The sequence below is a fragment of the Pseudooceanicola sediminis genome, assembly GCF_003575965.1.
GTDB lineage: Bacteria > Pseudomonadota > Alphaproteobacteria > Rhodobacterales > Rhodobacteraceae > Pseudooceanicola > Pseudooceanicola sediminis.
In genome coordinates this window covers 52,231-71,235 of the sequence record NZ_QWJJ01000015.1, presented here as the reverse complement: position 1 = coordinate 71,235, position 19,005 = coordinate 52,231, and the positions used below count along the sequence as shown (strand labels likewise).

Annotated in this window: 23 protein-coding genes; 7 read left to right on the top strand and 16 right to left on the bottom strand. The window is 64.0% G+C overall.

What is annotated here, in order from left to right; all coding sequences use genetic code 11:
• Nucleotides 1–50: 50 nt before the first annotated feature.
• From pheS to pyk, 5 genes are all read right to left on the bottom strand, one after another.
• The gene (gene pheS, locus DL237_RS16105; protein WP_119400117.1) at nucleotides 51–1,118 is read right to left on the bottom strand and encodes a phenylalanine--tRNA ligase subunit alpha; all 1,068 of its coding nucleotides are present in this window, start codon (nucleotides 1,116–1,118) and stop codon (nucleotides 51–53) included.
• 173 nt (nucleotides 1,119–1,291) lie between these two features.
• Nucleotides 1,292–1,663, bottom strand: a complete 372-nt coding sequence (gene rplT, locus DL237_RS16100) for a 50S ribosomal protein L20 (protein ID WP_119400116.1) — start codon at nucleotides 1,661–1,663, stop codon at nucleotides 1,292–1,294.
• A 12-nt stretch (nucleotides 1,664–1,675) separates the two neighbouring features.
• Nucleotides 1,676–1,876: a 50S ribosomal protein L35 gene (gene rpmI, locus DL237_RS16095; RefSeq protein ID WP_119400115.1), complete on the bottom strand. Its 201-nt coding sequence runs from the start codon at nucleotides 1,874–1,876 to the stop codon at nucleotides 1,676–1,678.
• Nucleotides 1,877–2,047: 171 nt separating this feature from the next.
• Nucleotides 2,048–2,287, bottom strand: a complete 240-nt coding sequence (locus DL237_RS16090; protein ID WP_119400114.1) for a hypothetical protein — start codon at nucleotides 2,285–2,287, stop codon at nucleotides 2,048–2,050.
• A 64-nt stretch (nucleotides 2,288–2,351) separates the two neighbouring features.
• Complete coding sequence (gene pyk, locus DL237_RS16085; RefSeq protein ID WP_119400113.1) at nucleotides 2,352–3,803, bottom strand: pyruvate kinase; 1,452 nt, start codon at nucleotides 3,801–3,803, stop codon at nucleotides 2,352–2,354.
• Nucleotides 3,804–3,905: 102 nt separating this feature from the next.
• Here pyk and DL237_RS16080 point away from each other — a divergent pair, with 102 nt between their 5' ends.
• The 3 genes from DL237_RS16080 (at nucleotide 3,906) to DL237_RS16070 (ending at nucleotide 5,382) form a co-directional block, all read left to right on the top strand.
• Nucleotides 3,906–4,646 carry an N-formylglutamate amidohydrolase gene (locus DL237_RS16080; protein WP_119400112.1) on the top strand — a complete coding sequence of 247 codons (741 nt, stop codon included), beginning with the start codon at nucleotides 3,906–3,908 and terminating at the stop codon, nucleotides 4,644–4,646.
• A 75-nt stretch (nucleotides 4,647–4,721) separates the two neighbouring features.
• A complete protein-coding gene (locus DL237_RS16075) occupies nucleotides 4,722–5,045 on the top strand; it encodes a 5-carboxymethyl-2-hydroxymuconate Delta-isomerase (protein WP_119400111.1) in 324 nt (107 codons plus the stop codon).
• Between the two features lie 19 nt (nucleotides 5,046–5,064).
• Nucleotides 5,065–5,382, top strand: coding sequence for a DUF1244 domain-containing protein (locus DL237_RS16070; protein ID WP_119400180.1), 318 nt, complete (start codon nucleotides 5,065–5,067; stop codon nucleotides 5,380–5,382).
• Between the two features lie 26 nt (nucleotides 5,383–5,408).
• Here the strand turns inward: DL237_RS16070 and DL237_RS16065 are convergent, their stop codons facing one another.
• The 4 genes from DL237_RS16065 to dgcN form a co-directional block, all read right to left on the bottom strand.
• Nucleotides 5,409–6,206, bottom strand: a complete 798-nt coding sequence (locus DL237_RS16065; RefSeq protein WP_119400110.1) for a hypothetical protein — start codon at nucleotides 6,204–6,206, stop codon at nucleotides 5,409–5,411.
• 177 nt (nucleotides 6,207–6,383) lie between these two features.
• Nucleotides 6,384–7,247, bottom strand: coding sequence for a D-amino-acid transaminase (locus tag DL237_RS16060; RefSeq protein ID WP_119400109.1), 864 nt, complete (start codon nucleotides 7,245–7,247; stop codon nucleotides 6,384–6,386).
• A gap of 116 nt (nucleotides 7,248–7,363) precedes the next feature.
• A complete protein-coding gene (gene dgcA, locus DL237_RS16055) occupies nucleotides 7,364–8,329 on the bottom strand; it encodes an N-acetyl-D-Glu racemase DgcA (protein ID WP_119400108.1) in 966 nt (321 codons plus the stop codon).
• An 82-nt stretch (nucleotides 8,330–8,411) separates the two neighbouring features.
• Nucleotides 8,412–9,416 carry an N-acetyltransferase DgcN gene (gene dgcN, locus DL237_RS16050; RefSeq protein ID WP_119400107.1) on the bottom strand — a complete coding sequence of 335 codons (1,005 nt, stop codon included), beginning with the start codon at nucleotides 9,414–9,416 and terminating at the stop codon, nucleotides 8,412–8,414.
• A 242-nt stretch (nucleotides 9,417–9,658) separates the two neighbouring features.
• Between dgcN and DL237_RS16045 the strand changes: the two genes are divergently transcribed.
• Entirely contained in the window at nucleotides 9,659–10,621 is a 963-nt protein-coding gene (locus tag DL237_RS16045; protein WP_119400106.1) for an L-malyl-CoA/beta-methylmalyl-CoA lyase, read from the top strand.
• A gap of 277 nt (nucleotides 10,622–10,898) precedes the next feature.
• Nucleotides 10,899–11,447 (top strand): hypothetical protein, encoded by a 549-nt coding sequence (locus DL237_RS16040; protein ID WP_119400105.1) that lies wholly within the window; start codon nucleotides 10,899–10,901, stop codon nucleotides 11,445–11,447.
• 4 nt (nucleotides 11,448–11,451) lie between these two features.
• Here the strand turns inward: DL237_RS16040 and DL237_RS16035 are convergent, their stop codons facing one another.
• A complete protein-coding gene (locus DL237_RS16035) occupies nucleotides 11,452–11,904 on the bottom strand; it encodes an Lrp/AsnC family transcriptional regulator (RefSeq protein WP_119400104.1) in 453 nt (150 codons plus the stop codon).
• 119 nt (nucleotides 11,905–12,023) lie between these two features.
• Here DL237_RS16035 and DL237_RS16030 point away from each other — a divergent pair, with 119 nt between their 5' ends.
• Together DL237_RS16030 and DL237_RS16025 are read left to right on the top strand one after the other, a co-directional pair.
• Nucleotides 12,024–12,620, top strand: coding sequence for a LysE family translocator (locus DL237_RS16030; protein ID WP_119400179.1), 597 nt, complete (start codon nucleotides 12,024–12,026; stop codon nucleotides 12,618–12,620).
• A gap of 122 nt (nucleotides 12,621–12,742) precedes the next feature.
• Entirely contained in the window at nucleotides 12,743–13,705 is a 963-nt protein-coding gene (locus DL237_RS16025; RefSeq protein WP_119400103.1) for an acetyl-CoA carboxylase carboxyltransferase subunit alpha, read from the top strand.
• A 101-nt stretch (nucleotides 13,706–13,806) separates the two neighbouring features.
• Here DL237_RS16025 and DL237_RS16020 read toward each other — a convergent pair whose 3' ends face one another.
• The 6 genes from DL237_RS16020 to DL237_RS15995 form a co-directional block, all read right to left on the bottom strand.
• Nucleotides 13,807–14,379: an NADPH-dependent FMN reductase gene (locus DL237_RS16020; protein WP_119400102.1), complete on the bottom strand. Its 573-nt coding sequence runs from the start codon at nucleotides 14,377–14,379 to the stop codon at nucleotides 13,807–13,809.
• Between the two features lie 27 nt (nucleotides 14,380–14,406).
• Nucleotides 14,407–15,000 carry a hemerythrin domain-containing protein gene (locus tag DL237_RS16015; protein ID WP_119400101.1) on the bottom strand — a complete coding sequence of 198 codons (594 nt, stop codon included), beginning with the start codon at nucleotides 14,998–15,000 and terminating at the stop codon, nucleotides 14,407–14,409.
• 494 nt (nucleotides 15,001–15,494) lie between these two features.
• Nucleotides 15,495–16,190, bottom strand: a complete 696-nt coding sequence (locus tag DL237_RS16010; RefSeq protein ID WP_119400100.1) for a YoaK family protein — start codon at nucleotides 16,188–16,190, stop codon at nucleotides 15,495–15,497.
• Between the two features lie 218 nt (nucleotides 16,191–16,408).
• Entirely contained in the window at nucleotides 16,409–16,795 is a 387-nt protein-coding gene (locus DL237_RS16005) for an ester cyclase (protein WP_119400099.1), read from the bottom strand.
• A 126-nt stretch (nucleotides 16,796–16,921) separates the two neighbouring features.
• A complete protein-coding gene (locus DL237_RS16000) occupies nucleotides 16,922–17,701 on the bottom strand; it encodes a maleate cis-trans isomerase family protein (protein ID WP_119400098.1) in 780 nt (259 codons plus the stop codon).
• Nucleotides 17,692–19,005 (bottom strand): TRAP transporter large permease, encoded by a 1,314-nt coding sequence (locus tag DL237_RS15995; protein WP_119400097.1) that lies wholly within the window; start codon nucleotides 19,003–19,005, stop codon nucleotides 17,692–17,694. The genes DL237_RS16000 and DL237_RS15995 overlap by 10 nt, the downstream gene beginning before the upstream one ends.

Here is a 19,005-nt window from a genome sequence, read left to right as displayed (position 1 = left end):
GGCGGCCACCGAAGGCGGGGTGAACCCCGCCCTACGGAGAGCTGAGAGGATCACACCCCGCCCCGGATCGTCGGCACCTGCAACGCGCTGAAGCCATAGTGGCGCAGCCAGCGCAGGTCGGAATCGAAGAAGGCGCGCAAATCGGGGATGCCGTATTTCAGCATCGCGATGCGGTCGATGCCCATGCCGAAGGCAAAGCCCTGCCATTTGTCCGGGTCCACGCCACCGGCGCGCAGCACGTGTGGGTGGACCATGCCGGAGCCGAGGACTTCGAGCCAGCCGTCGCCTTCGCCCACCTTCACGGTGCCGTTTTCCCAGGAACACTGGATGTCGACCTCGGCCGAGGGCTCGGTGAAGGGGAAGTGAGAGGCGCGGAAACGGGTTTTGACCTTGGTGCCGAAATAAGCGGTAAAGAACTCCTCAAGCACCCATTTCAGGTTCGCCATGGAGAGATCCTTGTCGAGCGCGAGGCCCTCGACCTGGTGGAACATCGGCGTGTGGGTCTGGTCGAAGTCGGCGCGGTAAACGCGGCCCGGCGCGATGATGCGGATCGGCGCGCCCTGCTCCTGCATGGAGCGGATCTGGACCGGGCTGGTGTGGGTGCGCAACACGTGCGGCGGGCGGTTGTCGCCTGTCGCGCGGTGCATGTAGAACGTGTCCATCTCGGCCCGGGCGGGGTGGTGGCCGGGGATGTTGAGGGCGTCGAAGTTGTACCAGTCGGTTTCGACCTGCGGGCCTTCGGCGACGGCAAAGCCCATGTCGGCAAAGATCGCGGTGCATTCTTCCCAGACCTGGGAAACCGGGTGGATCGTGCCCTGACGCGCGGTGCCACGGGCGGGCAGCGTCACGTCGAGCCATTCCGCGCGCAGGCGGGCGTCAAGCGCGGCGTCGCCAAGGGCCGCCTTTTTCGCGGCGAGGGCCGAGTTGATCTCGTCCTTCAGGGCGTTGAGGGCGGGGCCGGCGGTCTGGCGTTCCTCGGGCGTCATCTTGCCCAGCTCGCGCATCTTCAGGCTGACTTCGCCCTTCTTTCCGACGGCCTGCAGGCGCAGGTCCTCAAGCGTGGATTCATCGCCCGCATCGGCGATCGCCGAGAGGTATTTTGCCTTAAGATCGTCCATCGCGGCCTCCGTTCACAGACCGCGAGTGGGTATCACAGCAGCCCCGGAATGCAAGTTTGTTAGGGCGTTCAGAGGGCGTTCCAAGCGGGTTGCAGACACGAAAAACCCCGCTCGGTGCCGAGCGGGGTTGAATCTGTGACATTTCCGTTCCGGGCGGACCCGGTGGGGAAAGATCAGGCGGCGGCGGGCAGAGCCGATTTGGCTTGCGCGACGATCGCACCGAAGGCTTCGGGTTCGTTGACGGCCAGATCGGCCAGAACCTTGCGGTCAACCTCGATACCGGCGAGCGCCAGACCGTTGATGAAACGCGAGTATGTCAGAGCCTCGTCGTGCATACGGACAGCCGCGTTGATACGCTGGATCCACAGGGCGCGGAAATTGCGCTTGCGGTTCTTGCGGTCGCGGGTCGCGTACTGGTTGGCCTTGTCGACGGCCTGACGGGCAACTTTGAACGTGCTCTTGCGGCGGCCATAATAGCCTTTTGCAGCGTCGAGAACTTTTTTGTGACGGGCGTGGGTTGTGGTACCACCTTTAACGCGGGACATATCCTGAACTCCTTAGCGTGCGTAGGGCATCATTGGCTTGATGATCTTCTCATCAGCCTTCGCCAGGATCGTGGTCCCACGGGCGGTGCGGATGAACTTGGTGCTCCGCTTGATCATGCCGTGGCGTTTGCCGGCCTGGCCAGCAACGATACGGCCGGTGGCCGTCACCTTGAACCGCTTTTTGCAGCTCGACTTCGTCTTCATCTTGGGCATTTTCGTCTCCTGTCATTCACGAGATGAAGCGCGACTCGGCATGCCACTTCGGCCGGCCGCGCAGATAGAAAGCGCCGTATAGGGGCAGAGGGGGGCTTTGGCAAGCCCGGTGTCCTTGGGAAATACGGCGCGCGCAACTGAACAGGCCCCGCCGCCAGCCCGATGCGCCCCTCAGAGGGCATCAAGCGCATATCCGATGACGCGAAACACGACATGCGGCATTTGCAGCGCAGCATAGACGGCCCTGTCCGTGCTGTAGATCCAGCCGATCATGGCAAGGCCAAGCACCGCCATGATCATCCCCCAGACCGCCGTGCGATGTTCGGCATAGGCCGTTACCAACGCGGGGATGGCCAACACCACCAACAGCACACCAATGCCGTAGAGGATATCGCTGGTCATCATGTCCATGGGGATGCACCATTTGCGAAGGCCGCGCCCCTGCCTGAACCAGGCGGATAGGGGCGCGGCCTGGTCATTCAGGATCGGCCGCGTAGATCAGACGTTCTTCGCAGGGCGCCACGCGCAGGATATTCGTCGTGCCGGGCTGGTTGAAGGGCACGCCGGCAGTCACGACGATCTGGTCGCTTGCCGACGCAAGGCCCGTGACGCGCGCGCCGCGGGCGGCATTGACCACCGCCTGCTTGAACCGATCAAGCTGACCGGTCATCAGGCAGTTCACGCCCCAGGACAGGGTCAGGCGCCGCGCCGTCCCGCGCAGGTGGGTCAGCGCCAGGATCGGGACACGCGGCTTTTCACGCGACACCAGCAGGGCGGTCGTACCGTGCTGGGTGAAACAGCAGATCGCCTTGATGTCCGTCGTTTCCGCAATTTCGCGCGCGGCGGCAACGATACCTTCGGCAACCGAGCCGCGCCCGGTCGTCGAACTGCGCTGCGCCTCGATCACCTCGCGGTAGAGCGGATCCGTCTCGACCTCGTGGGCGACGTTGTCCATGGTTGTGACCGCTTCGACAGGATATTGGCCCGCCGCGCTTTCGGCAGAAAGCATGACGGCATCGGTGCCTTCATAGATCGCGGCGGCGACGTCTGACACCTCGGCCCGGGTCGGCATCGGGCTTTCGATCATCGATTCGAGCATCTGCGTCGCGACGATGACCGGTTTCGCAGCAATGCGGCACTTGCGGATCAGGCGTTTCTGGATGGGCGGCACCGCGTGAACCGGCAGTTCGACACCAAGGTCACCGCGGGCCACCATGATCCCATCGGAAACCGCAAGAATGTCGTCAAAGCTCTTCACCGCGGCAGGTTTTTCGATCTTGGAGAGGATCGCGGCACGCCCACCGGCGAGTTCGCGCGCCTCATCGACATCGGCGGGGCGCTGAACGAAAGACAGGGCCAGCCAGTCGACCCCCAGCTGGCAGACGAATTCCAGATCGGCGCGATCCTTCTCAGACAGGGCGGCCAGCGGCAGCACCACATCGGGAACGTTCACACCCTTGCGGTTGGAAATCGTGCCGCCGACGGTGACTTCGCAATTGGCGTAATCTTCGCCGCAGTCCTTGACGACGAGGCGGATCTTGCCGTCGTTGACCAGCAGGCTGGAGCCGGGCTCCAACGCTGCGAAAATCTCGGGGTGGGGCAGGTTCACACGGGTCAGATCACCGGGCGTGTCGTCGAGGTCGAGGCGGAAGGCCTCGCCGATCACCAGCTCCTCGGATTCGTTGCGGAACGTGCCGACGCGCAGCTTCGGCCCTTGCAGGTCGGCCAGAATACCGATGGTGCCGTCCGTGTCGCGTTCGATCTGGCGGATGATGCGGTGCTTTTCACGGATTTCATCGTGACTGCCGTGCGACATGTTCAGTCGGAACACGTCCGCACCGGCCTGATGGAGCGCACGGATCGTCTCATAATCCGAGGACGATGGCCCCAGAGTTGCGACGATTTTGGTATTGCGCTGACGTTTCATTAAGGTCATCCCCTGTTCTCGCGGCCCGGAAACCCCGGATGTTAGCGTTCACATCGCACATTATGGCGTCTTTGCAAACTTGCCAATGGAGGTGACACCCTCATGACATACACCCCTTACGAAATCATTGGCAGGGATCGTCCGTCACGCTGGCTGGTCACCTGCGATCATGCTGCGAACACCGTACCCGATTTCGTCGGCGGGGGTAGTCTGGGCCTGTCGGAAACCGACATGCACCGCCATATCGCCTATGACGTGGGCGCCGCCGGGCTGACCCGTGCGCTGGCCGAGGCACTGGATGCGCCGGCAATCATGTCGAATTTTTCGCGTCTCGTCATCGACCCGAACCGGGGCGAGGATGATCCGACACTGCTGATGAAACTGTATGACGGCACGATCATCCCCGCCAATCGCCATGCGGATGCACAGGAGTGCGAGGCCCGGCTGAACGCCTGCTATCGCCCCTATCATGCGGCACTGGCAGACCTGGCCGCGCGGCAGCCCGATACCGTGATCCTGTCCGTGCATTCCTTTACCCCGCAGTTGAAGGGGCGCCCGCCGCGCCCCTGGCAGGTCGGTGTCCTGTTTGCCGCCGACGAGCGCCTGACCACGCCGCTGATTGCGCGGCTTGAGCAGGAAGGCGACCTGTGCGTCGGCGCCAACCAGCCCTATGGCGGACACCTGCCCGGTGACGCGATCGAAAGGCACGCGATTGAGCACGGTCGCCTGAACGCGCTGATCGAGCTGCGCAACGACCTGATCGGGGAAGAGGCCGCGCAGCGAGCCTGGGCCGCGCGACTGGCCCCGATATTGCAAGCTGCACTGGCCGACACCAACCTCTAGGTTGGATAGCGGCTTTTGATCGTAGACCCTGACCTCTGATTTTAGACACTGGCCTATGAAGCAAAGGATTCAGAGATGCCCCATATCGTTCTGGAACACGGCGGGCTGGATCAGCCGCTGGCCCCGCTGATGCAAGCGCTGGCCGAGGCCGTCGCCGCCCATCCGGCCGTTCCGCGCGCCGCCGTCAAGGTCCGGGCGCAGCAGGTCGACTATCTGCTACTGTCGGGTGAGCCGAGCTTTGCCCATGTCACGCTGCGCCTGATGGACACGCGCGGCCCGGACCAGCACAATGCGCTTGCAGATGCCGTAGTGGACGTCTTGCGGCGCGATCTGCCCGAGACATGTGCGCTCTGCGTCGAAACGGTGGCGATCCCGAAGGCATCGTTCCGCAAGCGCTGAGATGAGAGGAGAGATGACGATGGACGACCAGACCCGTATCGAGCTGGAGGCCGCAGCCTTTCGCGCCCTGCGCGCGCACCTGATGGAAAAACGCCCGGATGTGCAGAACATCGACATGATGAACCTGGCCGGGTTCTGCCGCAACTGCCTGAGCCGCTGGTACCAGGAGGCCGCAGCGGAGCGCGGCATCGAAATGAGCAAGGAGGCGGCGCGCGAGGCCTTTTACGGCATGCCGTTCGAGGATTGGAAGGCCGCGCACCAGACCGACGCGAGCGACACGCAGAAAGCCGCGTTCGACACGGCCTTTCGCGAAAACGTCGGCACCCCTGAGCGCTGACCGAGAGAGCTGCCCCCCGCGCTGGCCTATTCGACGAGAGGCTGAGCGCCGGGAGCATCGCCCGAAGGCTGTTGCGGCGCAGGGGCCTCGGGCAGGGGCGCCTCGGGCGGTATGTCCTGCACCGGGGCGGCGCCCAGATCGGTTGTCGTCACGGCATCCGCCGAGGCATCGACAGCCACCGGGTTGCCAGCCGTGACGATAAATCCGATGGTCCCGACCACGGTGTCGCGGCCGAATTTGCGATGCCGGATCTCTCCGTCAACGATATAGAGGTCAGCCATCTCGTAATCTTCGTAGCTGCCGTCATCCTGACGGACGCGAACGGCAGGTTCCCCCTCGACCGTCGTGCGAGAGAAATAGTCCGGATCGGCGTTGTCGGCGACCTGGTAGAGGATCAGCATGACCGCCTGCGGATCGTCGATCCGTTCATCCCGCAGCTGGCAGACCTTTTCTGCACCGGCAATGCCTACACCGGCCACCGCCCCCGCCGCCAGCGCAGCAGGCGAGAGCATCGCGGCAGAGGAAACGGCGCTGACGGCCGAGCCGACCAGACCCGCTGCGTCCTTCAGTCCCAACCGCTTTTTCTCCGGCGCACCAGCGTCCGGACCACCCGCCACGTCAGAGAGTACATAGAAGCCTCTGAGCCCCTCGCCGCCGCCCATTGCGGGCACGCCCGCCAAGGTGCCTGCCGCCGTCGCCCCCATGAGCGCAGCGGAGCGGGTACCGATCAACTGGCTTGGCCGATAATCGCACAGCCGGATGTCTGCCACCGCCGGCGCGGTCAGGGCCAGCACGGTCAGGATCGAATGAAAGGCGAGACGCATGATAAATCTCCCGACCGAAGGACGCCGGTCGCAGGGTTCGTGATCAGCCAACGCGATGCGATGGCCCGCAAACGCAGGGAACGCGCCAGAGCCTGGCGCGTTCCTGTCGTTCTCTCATTCTATCCGCAGGCCCCGGGCGCACCAATCACAATCGGACTGGCCGCGCCGCCGTCGGCGTCAGATCGCCGTCTTCAGGCTTTCCTCGAGATAAATCTCGCGCAGGCGCCTGGCGACGGTGCCGGGCGTCCCGTTCCCCAGCGTCACACCGTCGATTTCGACCACGGGCATGACAAAGGCACTGGCCGAGGTGGTAAAGGCTTCGTCTGCCTGCTTTGCCTCGTCGATGGTAAAGTTGCGCTCCTCGACCTCCATCTGCGCCTCGGCGGCCAGGCGCAGCACGGCGGCGCGGGTGATGCCATGCAGAATATCCGTCGACAGTTCGCGGGTGATGATCTTGCCACCCTTGACGATATAGGCGTTGTTCGATGTGCCTTCGGTCACGAAGCCGTCCTCGACCATCCAGGCATCATCGCAACCGGCCTTCTTGGCCATCATCTTGCCCATGGACGGATAGAGCAGCTGCACCGTCTTGATGTCGCGCCGACCCCAGCGGATATCCTCGATCGAAATGACCTTGGTGCCCGTCTTTGCCGCCGGGCTGTCGGCCAGACCGGGCTTGTTCTGGGTGAACAGCACGATGGTCGACGGCGTCGTCGACGGATCGGGAAACGCGAAATCCCGGTCGCCCGGCGCGCCACGGGTGATCTGCAGATAGACCAGCCCTTCCTCGATTTCGTTGCGCGAAACCAGCTCCCGGTGGATCGCCAGCAACTCATCCATGCTGACGGGGCTGGCCATGTCCAGCTCACCCAGTGACCGTTCCAGCCGCGTGGCGTGCCCGGGAAAATCGATTAGCTTGCCATTCAGAACGCTTGTCACCTCGTAGACACCATCGGACATCAGGAAACCCCGGTCGAAGATCGAGATCTTCGCCTCTTCCTCGGGCAGATAGTCACCGTTCACGTAGACAATGCGGCTCATTGGACACTCCTTGAAAATCGCCCGTCGCGGGGCGATCCCCCGGGGGTACTGTCGGTTGTCGGTCTATTGCCCTGACGCCACGCGCAAGGACAAGGGGAATTCACGCCGGCGGGGCCTCAGCCCCACAGATCCGGCGTTGCGGGATGCACGCCCGCCTCGTCATAGTGCAGCGGGACCTCTCGATCCTGCGCCATCAACAGCGGCCCATCCAGATCGGTCACCAACGCGCCCTGCGCCACCAGGACCGCAGGCGCCATGGCCAGCGACGAACCGACCATGCAGCCCACCATCACGCCATATCCCTGCGCCAGCGCGGCCTCGCGCAGGGCCAACGCCTCGGTCAGCCCCCCGGTCTTGTCCAGCTTGATGTTCACGACGTCGTACTTGCCCTTCAGCTTGGGCAGGCTGGCGCGATCATGGCAACTCTCGTCGGCACAGACCGGCACCGGGCGCTCCATCCCGATCAGCGCATCATCCAGCCCGGCGGGCAGAGGCTGCTCGACCAGGGTGACACCAAGACGGATCAGGTGCGGCGACAGATCGGCATAAACCTCCGCGCTCCACCCTTCGTTCGCGTCGATGATGATGCGGGATTGCGGTGCCCCACGGCGCACGGCCTCAAGCCGGGGCATGTCATCGGGCGTGCCCAGCTTGATCTTCAACAAGGGCCGATAGGCGTTCTTGGCCGCCTGGGCTTCCATTGCCGCAGGCGCGTCAAGCGACAGGGTATAGGCGGTGATCTCGGGGCGGGGCGCCGACAGCCCGGCCAATTCCCAGACCGGTTTGCCCGCGCGCTTCGCCTCCAGATCCCACAGCGCGCAATCCACCGCGTTGCGTGCGGCGCCCGGCTCCAGCAGATCCTGCAACCCCTTCCGGGTAATGTCGCGGGGCAGGGCCGCAATCTGCGCCTCGACCGACGCCAGCGTCTCGTCGTAACGGGCATATGGCACGCATTCCCCGCGCCCCACGACATCTCCATCGCGCAAGGTGACCGTCAGAACCTCTGCCTCTGTCCGCGCCCCACGGCTGATCCGGAAAACCTGCGCCAGGGGGAACTTGTCCCGCGTCACATCAATCTGCACGTCCTGCTCTCCTCATCTGGCCATAAATACCCCCGCCGGAGGCCTCCGCCGATCCCGGCAGCGCCCCCGATGGGATGGGTCGTTACCCGAGCGCCACCAGCGCATCCACCAGGCGCCCCGCGCCCATGCGGAACGGGTCGACCGCAGGCAGTCCCATCCGCTCTTCCACTTCGGCAAGATAGGCTTTCGCGTCGTCTTCCCCCAGATGCTGCGTGTTCACCGAAATTCCGATGACCGTGCAGCCGGAGTTCACCACATGCGCCAAGGTCAGGGCCACGTCGCGCAGCGCCTCGAGCGTCGGCAACTTGTAAGACGGCAAACCGCGCATGTGCTCGCGCGTCGGCTCATGGCACAGCACCAGGGCATCGGGTTGTCCACCGTGCACCAGCGCCATCGTCACCCCGGAATACGAAGCATGGAACAAGCTGCCCTGCCCCTCGATCATGTCCCAGTGATCCGGGTCGTTGTCCGGCGTCAGGTATTCGATCGACCCGGCCATGAAATCCGCAATCACCGCATCCAGCGGCACGCCTTCGCCCGTGATCAGGATGCCGGTCTGGCCCGTGGCGCGAAAGCTGGACTTCAGACCCCGATCCTTCATCTCCTTGTCCATCGCCAGCGCGGTGTACATCTTGCCGACCGAACAATCGGTGCCGACGGCCAGGCACCGTTTGCCGCTCCGCTTTTCACCATTCGCGATGGGGTATTGCACGGTGGGGATGCGCACATCGTGCAGCGTGCGTCCCGTCGCCTCGGCCACGGCTTTCAGGTCGGCTTCGTTGCGCAGCAGGTTGTGCAGGCCCGACGCGATGTCAAAGCCCTCTTCCAGCGCCTCGATCAGAACCTTCTTCCATGCCTGGGAAATCATCCCGCCGCGGTTGGCCACGCCGATCACCAGCGTCTTGGCACCGGCCGCCTTGGCTTCGGCCAGCGTCATGTCGGTCAGGCCGAGGTTGGCCTTGCAGCCGTCCATGCGGAACTGGCCGACGCAATTGTCGGGGCGCCAGTCCTTGATACCCTGCGCGACTTTGGCGGCAAGTGCATCGGGCGCGTCCCCGAGGAAAAGAAGATACGGTGTCTCGATCATGTCGTCATACTCCCAGCAGACTTTCCATCAGCTTGCGCGGAATCCGCATCAAGGTGTTTGCAAATTCAGCGCGGGTTAGCCCGAATGCGCAAGTTTGTCCGAGATTGGACAGTCTCTGCCGAAGATTCTTTCGCCGCAACGCAGAAGCAGTGCCGCAGCGCAAAATCAGCTTGAAGATAGTCGCGCAACTTAATACCAAATGGAAAAACAAATTCGTAATTTACTTACCCAAGGATCCCGAGATGTCCTTTCGCATCCAGCCGCAGCCCCCTGCCCGCCCGAATCGATGCCAGCTGTTCGGTCCCGGCTCGAACACCAAGCTGTTTGCCAAGATGGCGGCCTCGGCTGCGGATGTGATCAATCTTGACCTCGAGGACGCGGTTGCCCCCGACGACAAACCGCAAGCGCGCCGCAACGTGATCGAGGCGATTGGCGATGTCGACTGGGGGAACAAGACCCTCTCGGTCCGAATCAACGGGCTCGACACGCCCTGGTGGTATCGCGACGTGGTCGACCTGCTGGAAAACTGCGGCGAGCGTCTCGACCAGATCATGATCCCCAAGGTCGGTTGCGCCGCGGATATCTATGCCGTCGATGCCCTTGTCACCGCAATCGAAACCGCCATGGGGCGCAGCAAACGCATCGCCTTCGAGGTCATCATCGAGAGCGCGGCCGGCCTTGCGCACGTAGAGGAAATCGCCGCGTCCTCGCCCCGTCTCGAAGCGATGAGCCTGGGAGCGGCAGATTTTGCGGCCTCCATGGGAATGCAGACAACGGGCATCGGGGGCACACAGGAAGACTACTACATGTTGCGGGACGGCCAGAAATACTGGGCAGATCCATGGCACTGGGCGCAAACGGCGATCGTCGCCGCGTGCCGCACGCATGGTCTGCTGCCGGTTGATGGACCCTATGGCGACTTTTCCGACGACGATGGCTTTCGTGCGCAATCGCTGCGTTCGGCCACGCTGGGCATGGTCGGAAAATGGGCCATCCACCCGAAACAGATCGCTCTGGCGAACGAGGTCTTCACGCCATCTGACGCGAAGGTTTCGGAAGCACGCGAGATTCTGGCCGCCATGGAGGAGGCCCGTAAAACGGGTGCCGGAGCGACGGTTTATAAAGGACGACTAGTTGACATTGCATCTATAAAGCAGGCACAAGTGATTGTGAGACAAGCCGAGCTGATCGCCGCGGGGGAGTGACTGCAGGCATGCTCGGCGAAGCGCCCGTGAGAGGAGGACTCACGGGCGCTTCCCTTTTTCAGCCATAGCGGGAGTGCGGCGTGATGGCCCTTGGAACATGCGGCGACGTATGGACTTGCCGCCCCGCTACATCCTGCCGCCAACTCGGACACGACGGTGCTAACGCGATTGTGTCGGCCCCTGCATGGCTCTGGCACGCGCGCACTCTTGGCAAATCATTACAACGCTTTAGGTTGCAGCCCGACACGATTTTCGCAGCCAGCGACCGGAGATTGCCATGCACCTTCCCAAGACCGCCCTTGCCATCGGCCTGACCGGCCTTTGCCTTGCCACGCCTGTCTTTGCGCAGGACGTGATCGAAACTCCGATCGCCAAGGTCTTTGCCGGACAATGGATGCAGAGCAAGGAAGCCGACAAGAACGGCCTGTTGATGTACCTGACGCAGGAGCGCGCGCAGGTGGGTGAGTATTTCTCGATTCGCTGCGACGAAGGCGCGCCTTCGGTCCGGTTGGGTTTTGCCGACAAGCTGCCCGGAGTGCCGGGAAAGGCGGGGCGCGGCAAGGCGTATACCGCCGAGGTCCGCTTTGCCGTTGATGGCAACGAAGGCGGCTATCTGGTGGCGTACACCGGCGCGACGAAAGATCCCAACATCGCCTCAGGCACAGTGCATGGCTACAAGATGCTGTTCCCGGACGCCGCGGCACGCGACACCTTTCTCGACATCCTGCGGCGCGGTCAGCAGCTGACCGTGGGCGGGCAGACCTATCCGGTCAGCCTGACGGGCGCGGGCCAGGCCATTGCGGAACAGGCCGCCTATTGCGACTGATCCATCAGGCGCGTTCGTCCTTGGGCGAGCCCATGACAACATAAGAGGTCAGCGCGTTGACATGGGGCAGCGTGCCCAGCACGTCTGTGTGGAACCTCTTGTAGGCGGCGAGATCCGCCGCCTCGACCCGCAGCAGGTATTCGCGTGATCCGGTGATGTTATGGCATTCGCGCACCTCGGGCGAGGCCGCGATCGTCTGTTCGAAGGTTTCCTGGGACAGCTTGGTATGTTCCGACAGGCCCACGCTGACATAGGCAACGAACCCCACCCCCATTGCCATCGGATCAAGCACCGCACGATAGCCCAGGATCACGCCGCTTTTCTCAAGCTCCTGCACGCGGCGCAGACACGCCGAGGGTGACAGGCCGACGCGATCGGCCAGATCAAGATTCGACACGCGGCCGTCCTTGGAGAGAACGCGCAATATCTTTCGGTTTATGTCATCCAGTTTAGCCATTTGTTGCAAAATCTCTTACAAAAATCCGCACATTGCAATCCGTAGCGCTGCGTCGTCGCATATGATTGCAATCACCTTCCCCCTTCGCAACGCCATAACCCGAGGCATCCATGACGACGCTGACACTGAACTTTCTTGCGGCACTGATCCTTTTCTGCGTCGTGTCGTCCGTCACTCCGGGGCCGAACAACCTGATGGTGATGGCGTCGGGCGCGAACTTTGGCTATCGGCGCACCCTGCCACATATGCTGGGCATCGCGTTCGGTTTCGCCGCGATGGTTCTGCTGGTCGGGATCGGCCTGATGCAATTGTTCGAAACCCTGCCGATGTTGCGCCAGATCCTGACCGTGGCCAGTGTTGCCTACCTGTTGTACCTGGCGTGGAAAATCGCCAACGCCGCCCCGCCGGGCAATGAGACCGACCCGACACGCCGCCCGATGAGCTTTTTACAGGCCGTCGCCTTTCAATGGGTTAACCCAAAGGCCTGGACCATGTCACTGACGGCGATCACCATCTACGCGCCGGGCCGCAGCCTGCCGGCGGTGGCACTGATCGCCCTGGTGTTCGGCCTGGTCTGTCTGCCGTCGCTGTCGATCTGGGTGGTGCTGGGGCAACAGGTCCGCCGGCTGTTGCGCAACCCGACCCGCCTGCGCGCGTTCAACTGGTCGATGGCGGCATTGCTGGTGGCATCGCTTTATCCGGTGTTCCTGCACTGACGGGCAGGCCGGAGGCCGCGTCCGGCGGCAGATCCGAGCCGGCGCGGGCGCGCCATATCTTGCCTTATTGCATCCCGAGCCTGTCGCCGTCATATAACCAGCAGTGAAAGTGGGAGTCCCGGATGACCAATTACCTCGACTTTGAACGCCCCCTTGCCGAGATTGAAGGCAAGGCCGAAGAGCTGCGTGCCATGGCCCGGCAGAACGAGGATATGGACGTCGAGTCCGAGGCGGCGGCGCTGGACAAGAAAGCCGCCGACATGCTGGTGGACATGTATGCCAAGCTGACGCCCTGGCGCAAATGCCAGGTGGCGCGCCACCCCGACCGCCCCCATTGCAAGGATTACATCGCGAACCTGTTCAGCGAATACACTCCGCTGGCGGGCGACCGGAACTTTGCCGATGACCTGGCCCTGATGGGTGGCCTGGCACGTTTCAACGACCGCCCCGTGATGGTGATCGGCCACGAAAAGGGCAACGACACCAAGAGCCGGATCGAACGGAATTTCGGCATGGCCCGGCCCGAAGGCTATCGCAAGGCGATCCGCCTGATGGAAATCGCGGACCGTTTCAACATGCCCGTGATCAGCCTGGTTGATACCGCCGGGGCCTATCCCGGCAAGGGTGCCGAGGAACGCGGTCAGTCCGAAGCCATTGCCAGGTCTACGGAAAAGTGCCTTCAGATCGGCGTGCCGATGATCAGCGTGATCATTGGCGAGGGCGGATCGGGCGGCGCTGTCGCGATTGCCGCGGCGAACCGCGTCGCGATGCTGGAACATTCGATCTATTCCGTCATCTCGCCCGAGGGCTGCGCGTCGATCTTGTGGAAGAACGCGGAAAAGATGCGTGAGGCCGCCGAGGCCATGCGGGTCACCGCCCAGGACCTGCACAACCTGGGTGTGATCGACCGGATCATCGGAGAGCCGGTCGGCGGCGCACATCGCGGGCCGGATCAATCCATGAAGGCCGTGGGCACCGAGATCCAGGGCCTGCTGGACAGCATGAAAGGGATGGATCGCAAGGCGTTGATCCATGATCGCCGCAAGAAATTCCTAGACATGGGCGCGCGCGGTCTGGCGGCCTGAGGCCGCTACAACCGGCTGTACAGCCATGGCAAAAGTGAAACAGCCGGGCCCCTGCGGGTCCGGCTGTTTCCGTGTCAGGGGCCGCAAAGAACGGCGGCTGATCAGGCGGGGCTGTGCAGCGGCTTGAGCGCGCCGGCCCAACGGGCCAGTTCATCGAACATCGCCTCGGCACCCTCGGTGACCTTTTCGTTGGGCGTGAACGTGCCATCGTCAGAGATATATTGCGAAAACAGCGGCAGCGGCACGCCTTGAGGGATGGCGACGGCCCCGACGTTTCCAAGCAGCCCGCGCAGCACCTGCGCCGAGCGCAGCCCGCCCGAGATACCGCCATAGCTGACAACGCCCGCGGGTTTGTATTTCCATTCCTTCAGCAGCACCTGCACCGCATTGACCAGCGCGGCGGGGGCAAAGAAATCGTACTCAGGCGTGACGAAGACAAACGCGTCCGCATCCCCGATGATCGCGCTCCAGCGCTTGGTGTGCTCATGTTCGTATTTCTGCATCGCCGGGTGGTTGGCTTCGTCGAGCAGCGGCAGGTTCATGTCTGCCAGGTCAACGGCCTCGACCTCGAATTTGCCATTTGCCTCAGCGGCTTGGACAGCCCATTTGGCAACGGTGGGGCCGACGCGGCCGGGCCGGGTCGAGCCGGTGATGACTTTGAGTTTAAGGGTCATGTCAGGTCCTGTTCCTGTGGGTATCTGTCAAAGGGCATCATGAACACCGAGCGCTTCTTCAAGCTCGGTTTCCTCGTAATGAAAGTGCGATCGGAGCGCGGTTTCAAGTGCAGTGAAGGTGGCGCGCAGATCCCCGTAGGCCGATGCGTCGGGTTCCGACAACACGCGCCGGGCCCCGATCGCGAGCTGTTCCAGCAGGGTATGAATGACTTCGTGTTCCTGGCGCAGCTTGGCCACGACGGCACGCAGACCGTCGCTGCCGCGTTGTTCGAGGATGGGAAAGACGTGCTGTTCCTCGGCGTCATGGTGGAACAGCAGGCGGTTGCATTCGCCACCGCACAGAGTGCCAAAGGTGCGAATATTGCGTGTCACTGCAAGGGCCTGCACCTTGTCGACCAGCTGGCCCGGGGCGCTGGTGTCGCTGTCGATCCGCGCGACGAGACCGCTGATTTCAGCGATGTCACGCAGATGCATCCGGTGGATCGCGGCCAGGTGGCGGCCTTGGCGGCGGTGCAGATCGGTGGCGCCTGGGATGGGCGGGGCGTGGGGACGGCCGGCTTCGTCCAGATCGTGGGTGAGCGAACCGGCCTTGGCGTGCCCGGGAGAATTGGAATTGGTCATGCGTCGCCCTTGGCTGAAGGTCCTGGCTGCGTTGCAAACGCCCGGCTTAACCTAAGCCCTTGACCGGGCGGCACAAGGTACCTTGTGGATACAATCGCACGGGGGCAGACCAAGATGGCGCGCGGGGGGCAAAGGGGCAATACCGACGTCGGCGCGGCGACTCGGCCAAAGTGCCATGTTAACAAGGGCCGGAGGCCATTTTGCAACGTCGGTATCTTGACGGTATCCGAGCGGTGAGTGAGCGGTGCGCGTGAGGTCGAACAACCCTGATTAACGCCGCGCACGGTGCAGCGGGCGCGTTTGCCGACCGGACCCGCCAACAGCAAGACCGGCCTCGGAGTGCGGCCCGGAGGTGAGATGGCCGGCGGTGAGGTGAGACGCCCGGCGGAGAGATGGCCGGAGCGCTGGCGATCAGATGCCCCCCGGATGCGGCGGAAGACGGGGGACGGGGGACGGGAGGTTTGCCGCAGGGGCGGCCCGTGCGCCCGCGCTGATCAGCGGCGCTGCCCCCGGATGACTTCGGGCAGGGCGATCAGCAGCAGCACGGCGGCGGCAAGGACGAACAGCCAGCGCCCGATCAGCGCGAACAGCAAGGCCCCGGCGACACCGCCCGCCGCAAAGGAAACCAGCGTCAGCCCATGCAGCCTGAGGTTCGGCAGGGCCGCGCGGCGCGCCGTGTCGCCCGCGACCAGAGCCGCCAGTTCGATGCCGACATCCGTCGCCATCCCGGAGACATGCGTGGTGCGCACCCGCGCCCGTGAAATCAGCGTGGTCACCGCATTTTGCAGCCCCATGATGAAGCTGAGCGCGATGACCAGTGGCACCTGCTGCGCATCGTCGGCGGTCGAGACCAGCGCCGCGCCGAGCAACAGCAGCAAGGCGGCCTCGGCCACGATGGCCAGGGCGTAGACCGAGCGCAGATGCCGTGCCTCGCCCAGCTGGATCGCCAGGGCGGCGGCCGCCGCGCCGCAGATGAAGGCCGCCGCCAGTCCCGCGAATGACAGCGCCAGCCCGACCTGCCCCCCGGCCAGGTGATCGGCAAAGGCCGAGACATTGCCCGTCATGTTCGCGGTGAACGACCCGGCCATCAGAAATCCGACGGCATTCAGCGCCCCGGCGATTGACGACAGCAACCCGGCCAGCATCAAGTCGATTGTCGCGGTACGCTGATCGCCAACCCTGTTCAGCATGTCGATGCCCCGTTGTCCTGTGACCCCTCTAGGTTAGGCCATCCGGCAGGGGATCGTAAGACCGCCCGCGCTGCGCGCAGGGTCGGGTGTGGCGACAGGGTGGCATTTCAGGCAGAGCCGATGCAGGAAGCGGCGCGGCTGCCAGCGGTGCGGGCGCCAGTGTCGTGGGGCGGGTCTGTCTTGGGGCCAGCTCGGGGCCAGTTCGGGGGCCAGACCTGTCAGAGCTGCGCCGCGATTGCCGCAGTGTCGATGACGGACCAGACCCATCTGATGCGCCCCTCGGCGACCTCGTAAAAGACATTTTCGCTGAACTGCACGCGCCGCCCGTCGACCGGCAGATCGAAAAGCGTGCCCACCGGGGTACAGTCGAAGGCCAGCCGTGCGGCGATGCAGGGCGGCTGCGAAGCGAGCTTGGCGATGTTGAACGTCAGGTCCGGGATGGCACGAAAGTCGTTTTCGAGCATCTGCCGATAGCCGTCCAGCCCAAGCGGCCTGTCGTTGTGTTCGACAGCGCCGTGCACGTAGAGGCCGAGGCGCGCCCAGTCCTGCGTGTTGAGGCAATCGATATAGCCCAGGTAAAACTGCGACAATGTTTCCGGCGTCATGGCATCCCTCCGTCGTGGCGCGACAGTGTTATCCCGTCGCGGCAGGGCGCGCCATGACCGATCTGCCGCCGGTCGGCGCAGGGGCGGCTGGCGGGGGTCGTACGCGGGGCTGTGGGGGTGGGCGGATCAGGGTGCGGGGTACATCACGTTCAGCCGGTCCGCCCATTGCCTGCCGGTGATCCATGCCTGCAAATCACCGTCCGACACCTTGTCCCACGTGGTCTTTTGCACGGCGGCCCAGACCAGCGCCACGTTGCATGAAATCGCCGGGATCAGCCCTTCGGCGTGGCCCGCGATCATGGGGTGCAGCGTGGCCATGCCGGTACCGAGCATGAGAACCGCATCCGCGCCGCTGTCTGCCGAAAGCCTGCGATAGGACGCCAGGACGCCCGGCCCCGTCATTGCATAGATCGGATGGAACGCGCTGGTTTCCAGTTCGGGCCCGGCCTTGGCCACGACCTGGAAACCGAAGCTTTCCCAGTACGGTGTCGAATGGACATTCAGGCTTTCGGGATAGGGGGTCAGCAGGGCGATCTTTCTGGCGCCCATCGCCCTGAGGGCCGCAACAGACGCCAGCGCGGCGGTCAGGAAGGGCAGATTGCGCCGGGCCTGCACCTGGTCCACGAGGCGCGCCTCGGCCTGTTGGCCGATCAGGTAGGAGGCCCCGGTGCAGGCCGCTGTCAGCACGTCGACCGGGGCATTGGCGAACTGGCCCGAGGTTTCTGCGAACTTGGTGGTGTAGTCGACCAGCCGGTCCTCGATCGTGCCCTTGTCGGATGTCAGGCGCGCGTTGAGCATGGACCAGTGCGCGGGCAGCAGCGCCCAGAGTTCGGGTTCGACGGTGGTGTTGGCCTGCGGGGTCAGGACCCCGATCGTGCCTGCGTTGCCATATTCTTTCAGAGCCATCCGAGTACTCCGGGGAGCCAGAGGCTGAGGGGTGGGAACAGGATCAGGATGACCAGTCGCACCACGTCAGCGATGATGAAGGGGACGACGCCCCGGAAGATCGTCGAGAGCGGCAGGTCGCGCGCCATGCCGTGCAGGACGAAGACGTTGATGCCGATGGGCGGTGTGATCATGCCCAGTTCGATCACCACGATGTTGATCACGCCCCACCAGACCGGGTCGTAGCCCAGCCCGATGATCAGCGGGTAGACGAAGGGCAGTGTCAGCACCATGGCCGCGATGGTGTCGAAGATCGCGCCGAGGATCAGGTAGAAGACCATCAGCAGGCAGAGCACCAGCAGCGGCGGCAGGGCCAGGCTCTGAATCCAGTCGACCGTGGCCATGGGTAGGCCGGACAGCGTGGCGAAGTAGGAAAACACCGAGGCGCCGATGATCATGATGAAGATCATGCCGGTATTGGCCGCGGTATCGCCGAGGGCCGCGAGGAACTTTCTCACCGTCAGGCGCCGCCGGAAGAGGGCCAGCAGCAGCGCCACGGTCGCCCCGACCGACGCCGCTTCGGACACCGTGAAGATCCCCGAATAGATGCCGCCCGAGACGATGACGGCCAGAAGCACCACCGCCCAGCCTTGCCCGGTGACCTGTCGGCGTTCGCGCCAGCTGGCCTTGGGTCCGACCGGCGCGGCGTCTGGATTGGCCCGGACGACGAAGTAGACCGCGACAAAGTACACCAGGACCGCCAGCAGGCCGGGCACGATGGCCGCGAGGAACAGCGCGATGATCGAATTCTCGGTCAGGATGGCATAGAGGATCATGACGACGGAGGGCGGAACGATCATGCCCAGCGTTCCGCCCGCCGCGATGGACCCCGCGGCCAGCGACTTGGCATAGCCGCGCTCCAGCATCTCGGGCAGGGCGATGCGGGCCATTGTCGCCGCCGTGGCGACAGAAGAGCCGCAGATCGCGCCGAAGCCCGCGCAGGCGCCGATGGTCGCAAAGATCAGCCCGCCGCGCTTGTGACCGAGGTAGACATGCGCGAGGCGGTAGAGTTCGCGCGACAGCCCGCCGACGTGGGCCAGGTTGCCCATCAGCAGGAACATGGCGACGACGGCAAAGCTTTCCGACGCCATCGAGGAGGACGGTTCGGTCGCCAGCAGCGTCAGCGCCGGGGCGAAACCGATGATCAGCCCGCAACCGACGACGCCGACGATCCCCATGGCGATGCCCACGGGCACCTGAAGGAAGATCAGCACGAACATGGCCAGAAGACCCAGAAGGCCGGTGGTAAAGGGATCGCTCAGCAT

Excerpts from the sequence above, each read along its gene's own strand:
- pheS (WP_119400117.1), bottom strand. The coding sequence starts at position 1,118 with ATGGACGATCTTAAGGCAAAATACCTCTCGGCGATCGCCGATGCGGGC.
- rplT (WP_119400116.1), bottom strand. The coding sequence starts at position 1,663 with ATGTCCCGCGTTAAAGGTGGTACCACAACCCACGCCCGTCACAAAAAA.
- rpmI (WP_119400115.1), bottom strand. The coding sequence starts at position 1,876 with ATGCCCAAGATGAAGACGAAGTCGAGCTGCAAAAAGCGGTTCAAGGTG.
- DL237_RS16090 (WP_119400114.1), bottom strand. The coding sequence starts at position 2,287 with ATGGACATGATGACCAGCGATATCCTCTACGGCATTGGTGTGCTGTTG.
- pyk (WP_119400113.1), bottom strand. The coding sequence starts at position 3,803 with ATGAAACGTCAGCGCAATACCAAAATCGTCGCAACTCTGGGGCCATCG.
- DL237_RS16080 (WP_119400112.1), top strand. The coding sequence starts at position 3,906 with ATGACATACACCCCTTACGAAATCATTGGCAGGGATCGTCCGTCACGC.
- DL237_RS16075 (WP_119400111.1), top strand. The coding sequence starts at position 4,722 with ATGCCCCATATCGTTCTGGAACACGGCGGGCTGGATCAGCCGCTGGCC.
- DL237_RS16070 (WP_119400180.1), top strand. The coding sequence starts at position 5,065 with ATGGACGACCAGACCCGTATCGAGCTGGAGGCCGCAGCCTTTCGCGCC.
- DL237_RS16065 (WP_119400110.1), bottom strand. The coding sequence starts at position 6,206 with ATGCGTCTCGCCTTTCATTCGATCCTGACCGTGCTGGCCCTGACCGCG.
- DL237_RS16060 (WP_119400109.1), bottom strand. The coding sequence starts at position 7,247 with ATGAGCCGCATTGTCTACGTGAACGGTGACTATCTGCCCGAGGAAGAG.
- dgcN (WP_119400107.1), bottom strand. The coding sequence starts at position 9,416 with ATGATCGAGACACCGTATCTTCTTTTCCTCGGGGACGCGCCCGATGCA.
- DL237_RS16045 (WP_119400106.1), top strand. The coding sequence starts at position 9,659 with ATGTCCTTTCGCATCCAGCCGCAGCCCCCTGCCCGCCCGAATCGATGC.
- DL237_RS16040 (WP_119400105.1), top strand. The coding sequence starts at position 10,899 with ATGCACCTTCCCAAGACCGCCCTTGCCATCGGCCTGACCGGCCTTTGC.
- DL237_RS16035 (WP_119400104.1), bottom strand. The coding sequence starts at position 11,904 with ATGGCTAAACTGGATGACATAAACCGAAAGATATTGCGCGTTCTCTCC.
- DL237_RS16025 (WP_119400103.1), top strand. The coding sequence starts at position 12,743 with ATGACCAATTACCTCGACTTTGAACGCCCCCTTGCCGAGATTGAAGGC.
- DL237_RS16020 (WP_119400102.1), bottom strand. The coding sequence starts at position 14,379 with ATGACCCTTAAACTCAAAGTCATCACCGGCTCGACCCGGCCCGGCCGC.
- DL237_RS16015 (WP_119400101.1), bottom strand. The coding sequence starts at position 15,000 with ATGACCAATTCCAATTCTCCCGGGCACGCCAAGGCCGGTTCGCTCACC.
- DL237_RS16010 (WP_119400100.1), bottom strand. The coding sequence starts at position 16,190 with ATGCTGAACAGGGTTGGCGATCAGCGTACCGCGACAATCGACTTGATG.
- DL237_RS16005 (WP_119400099.1), bottom strand. The coding sequence starts at position 16,795 with ATGACGCCGGAAACATTGTCGCAGTTTTACCTGGGCTATATCGATTGC.
- DL237_RS16000 (WP_119400098.1), bottom strand. The coding sequence starts at position 17,701 with ATGGCTCTGAAAGAATATGGCAACGCAGGCACGATCGGGGTCCTGACC.
- DL237_RS15995 (WP_119400097.1), bottom strand. The coding sequence starts at position 19,005 with ATGCTGAGCGATCCCTTTACCACCGGCCTTCTGGGTCTTCTGGCCATG.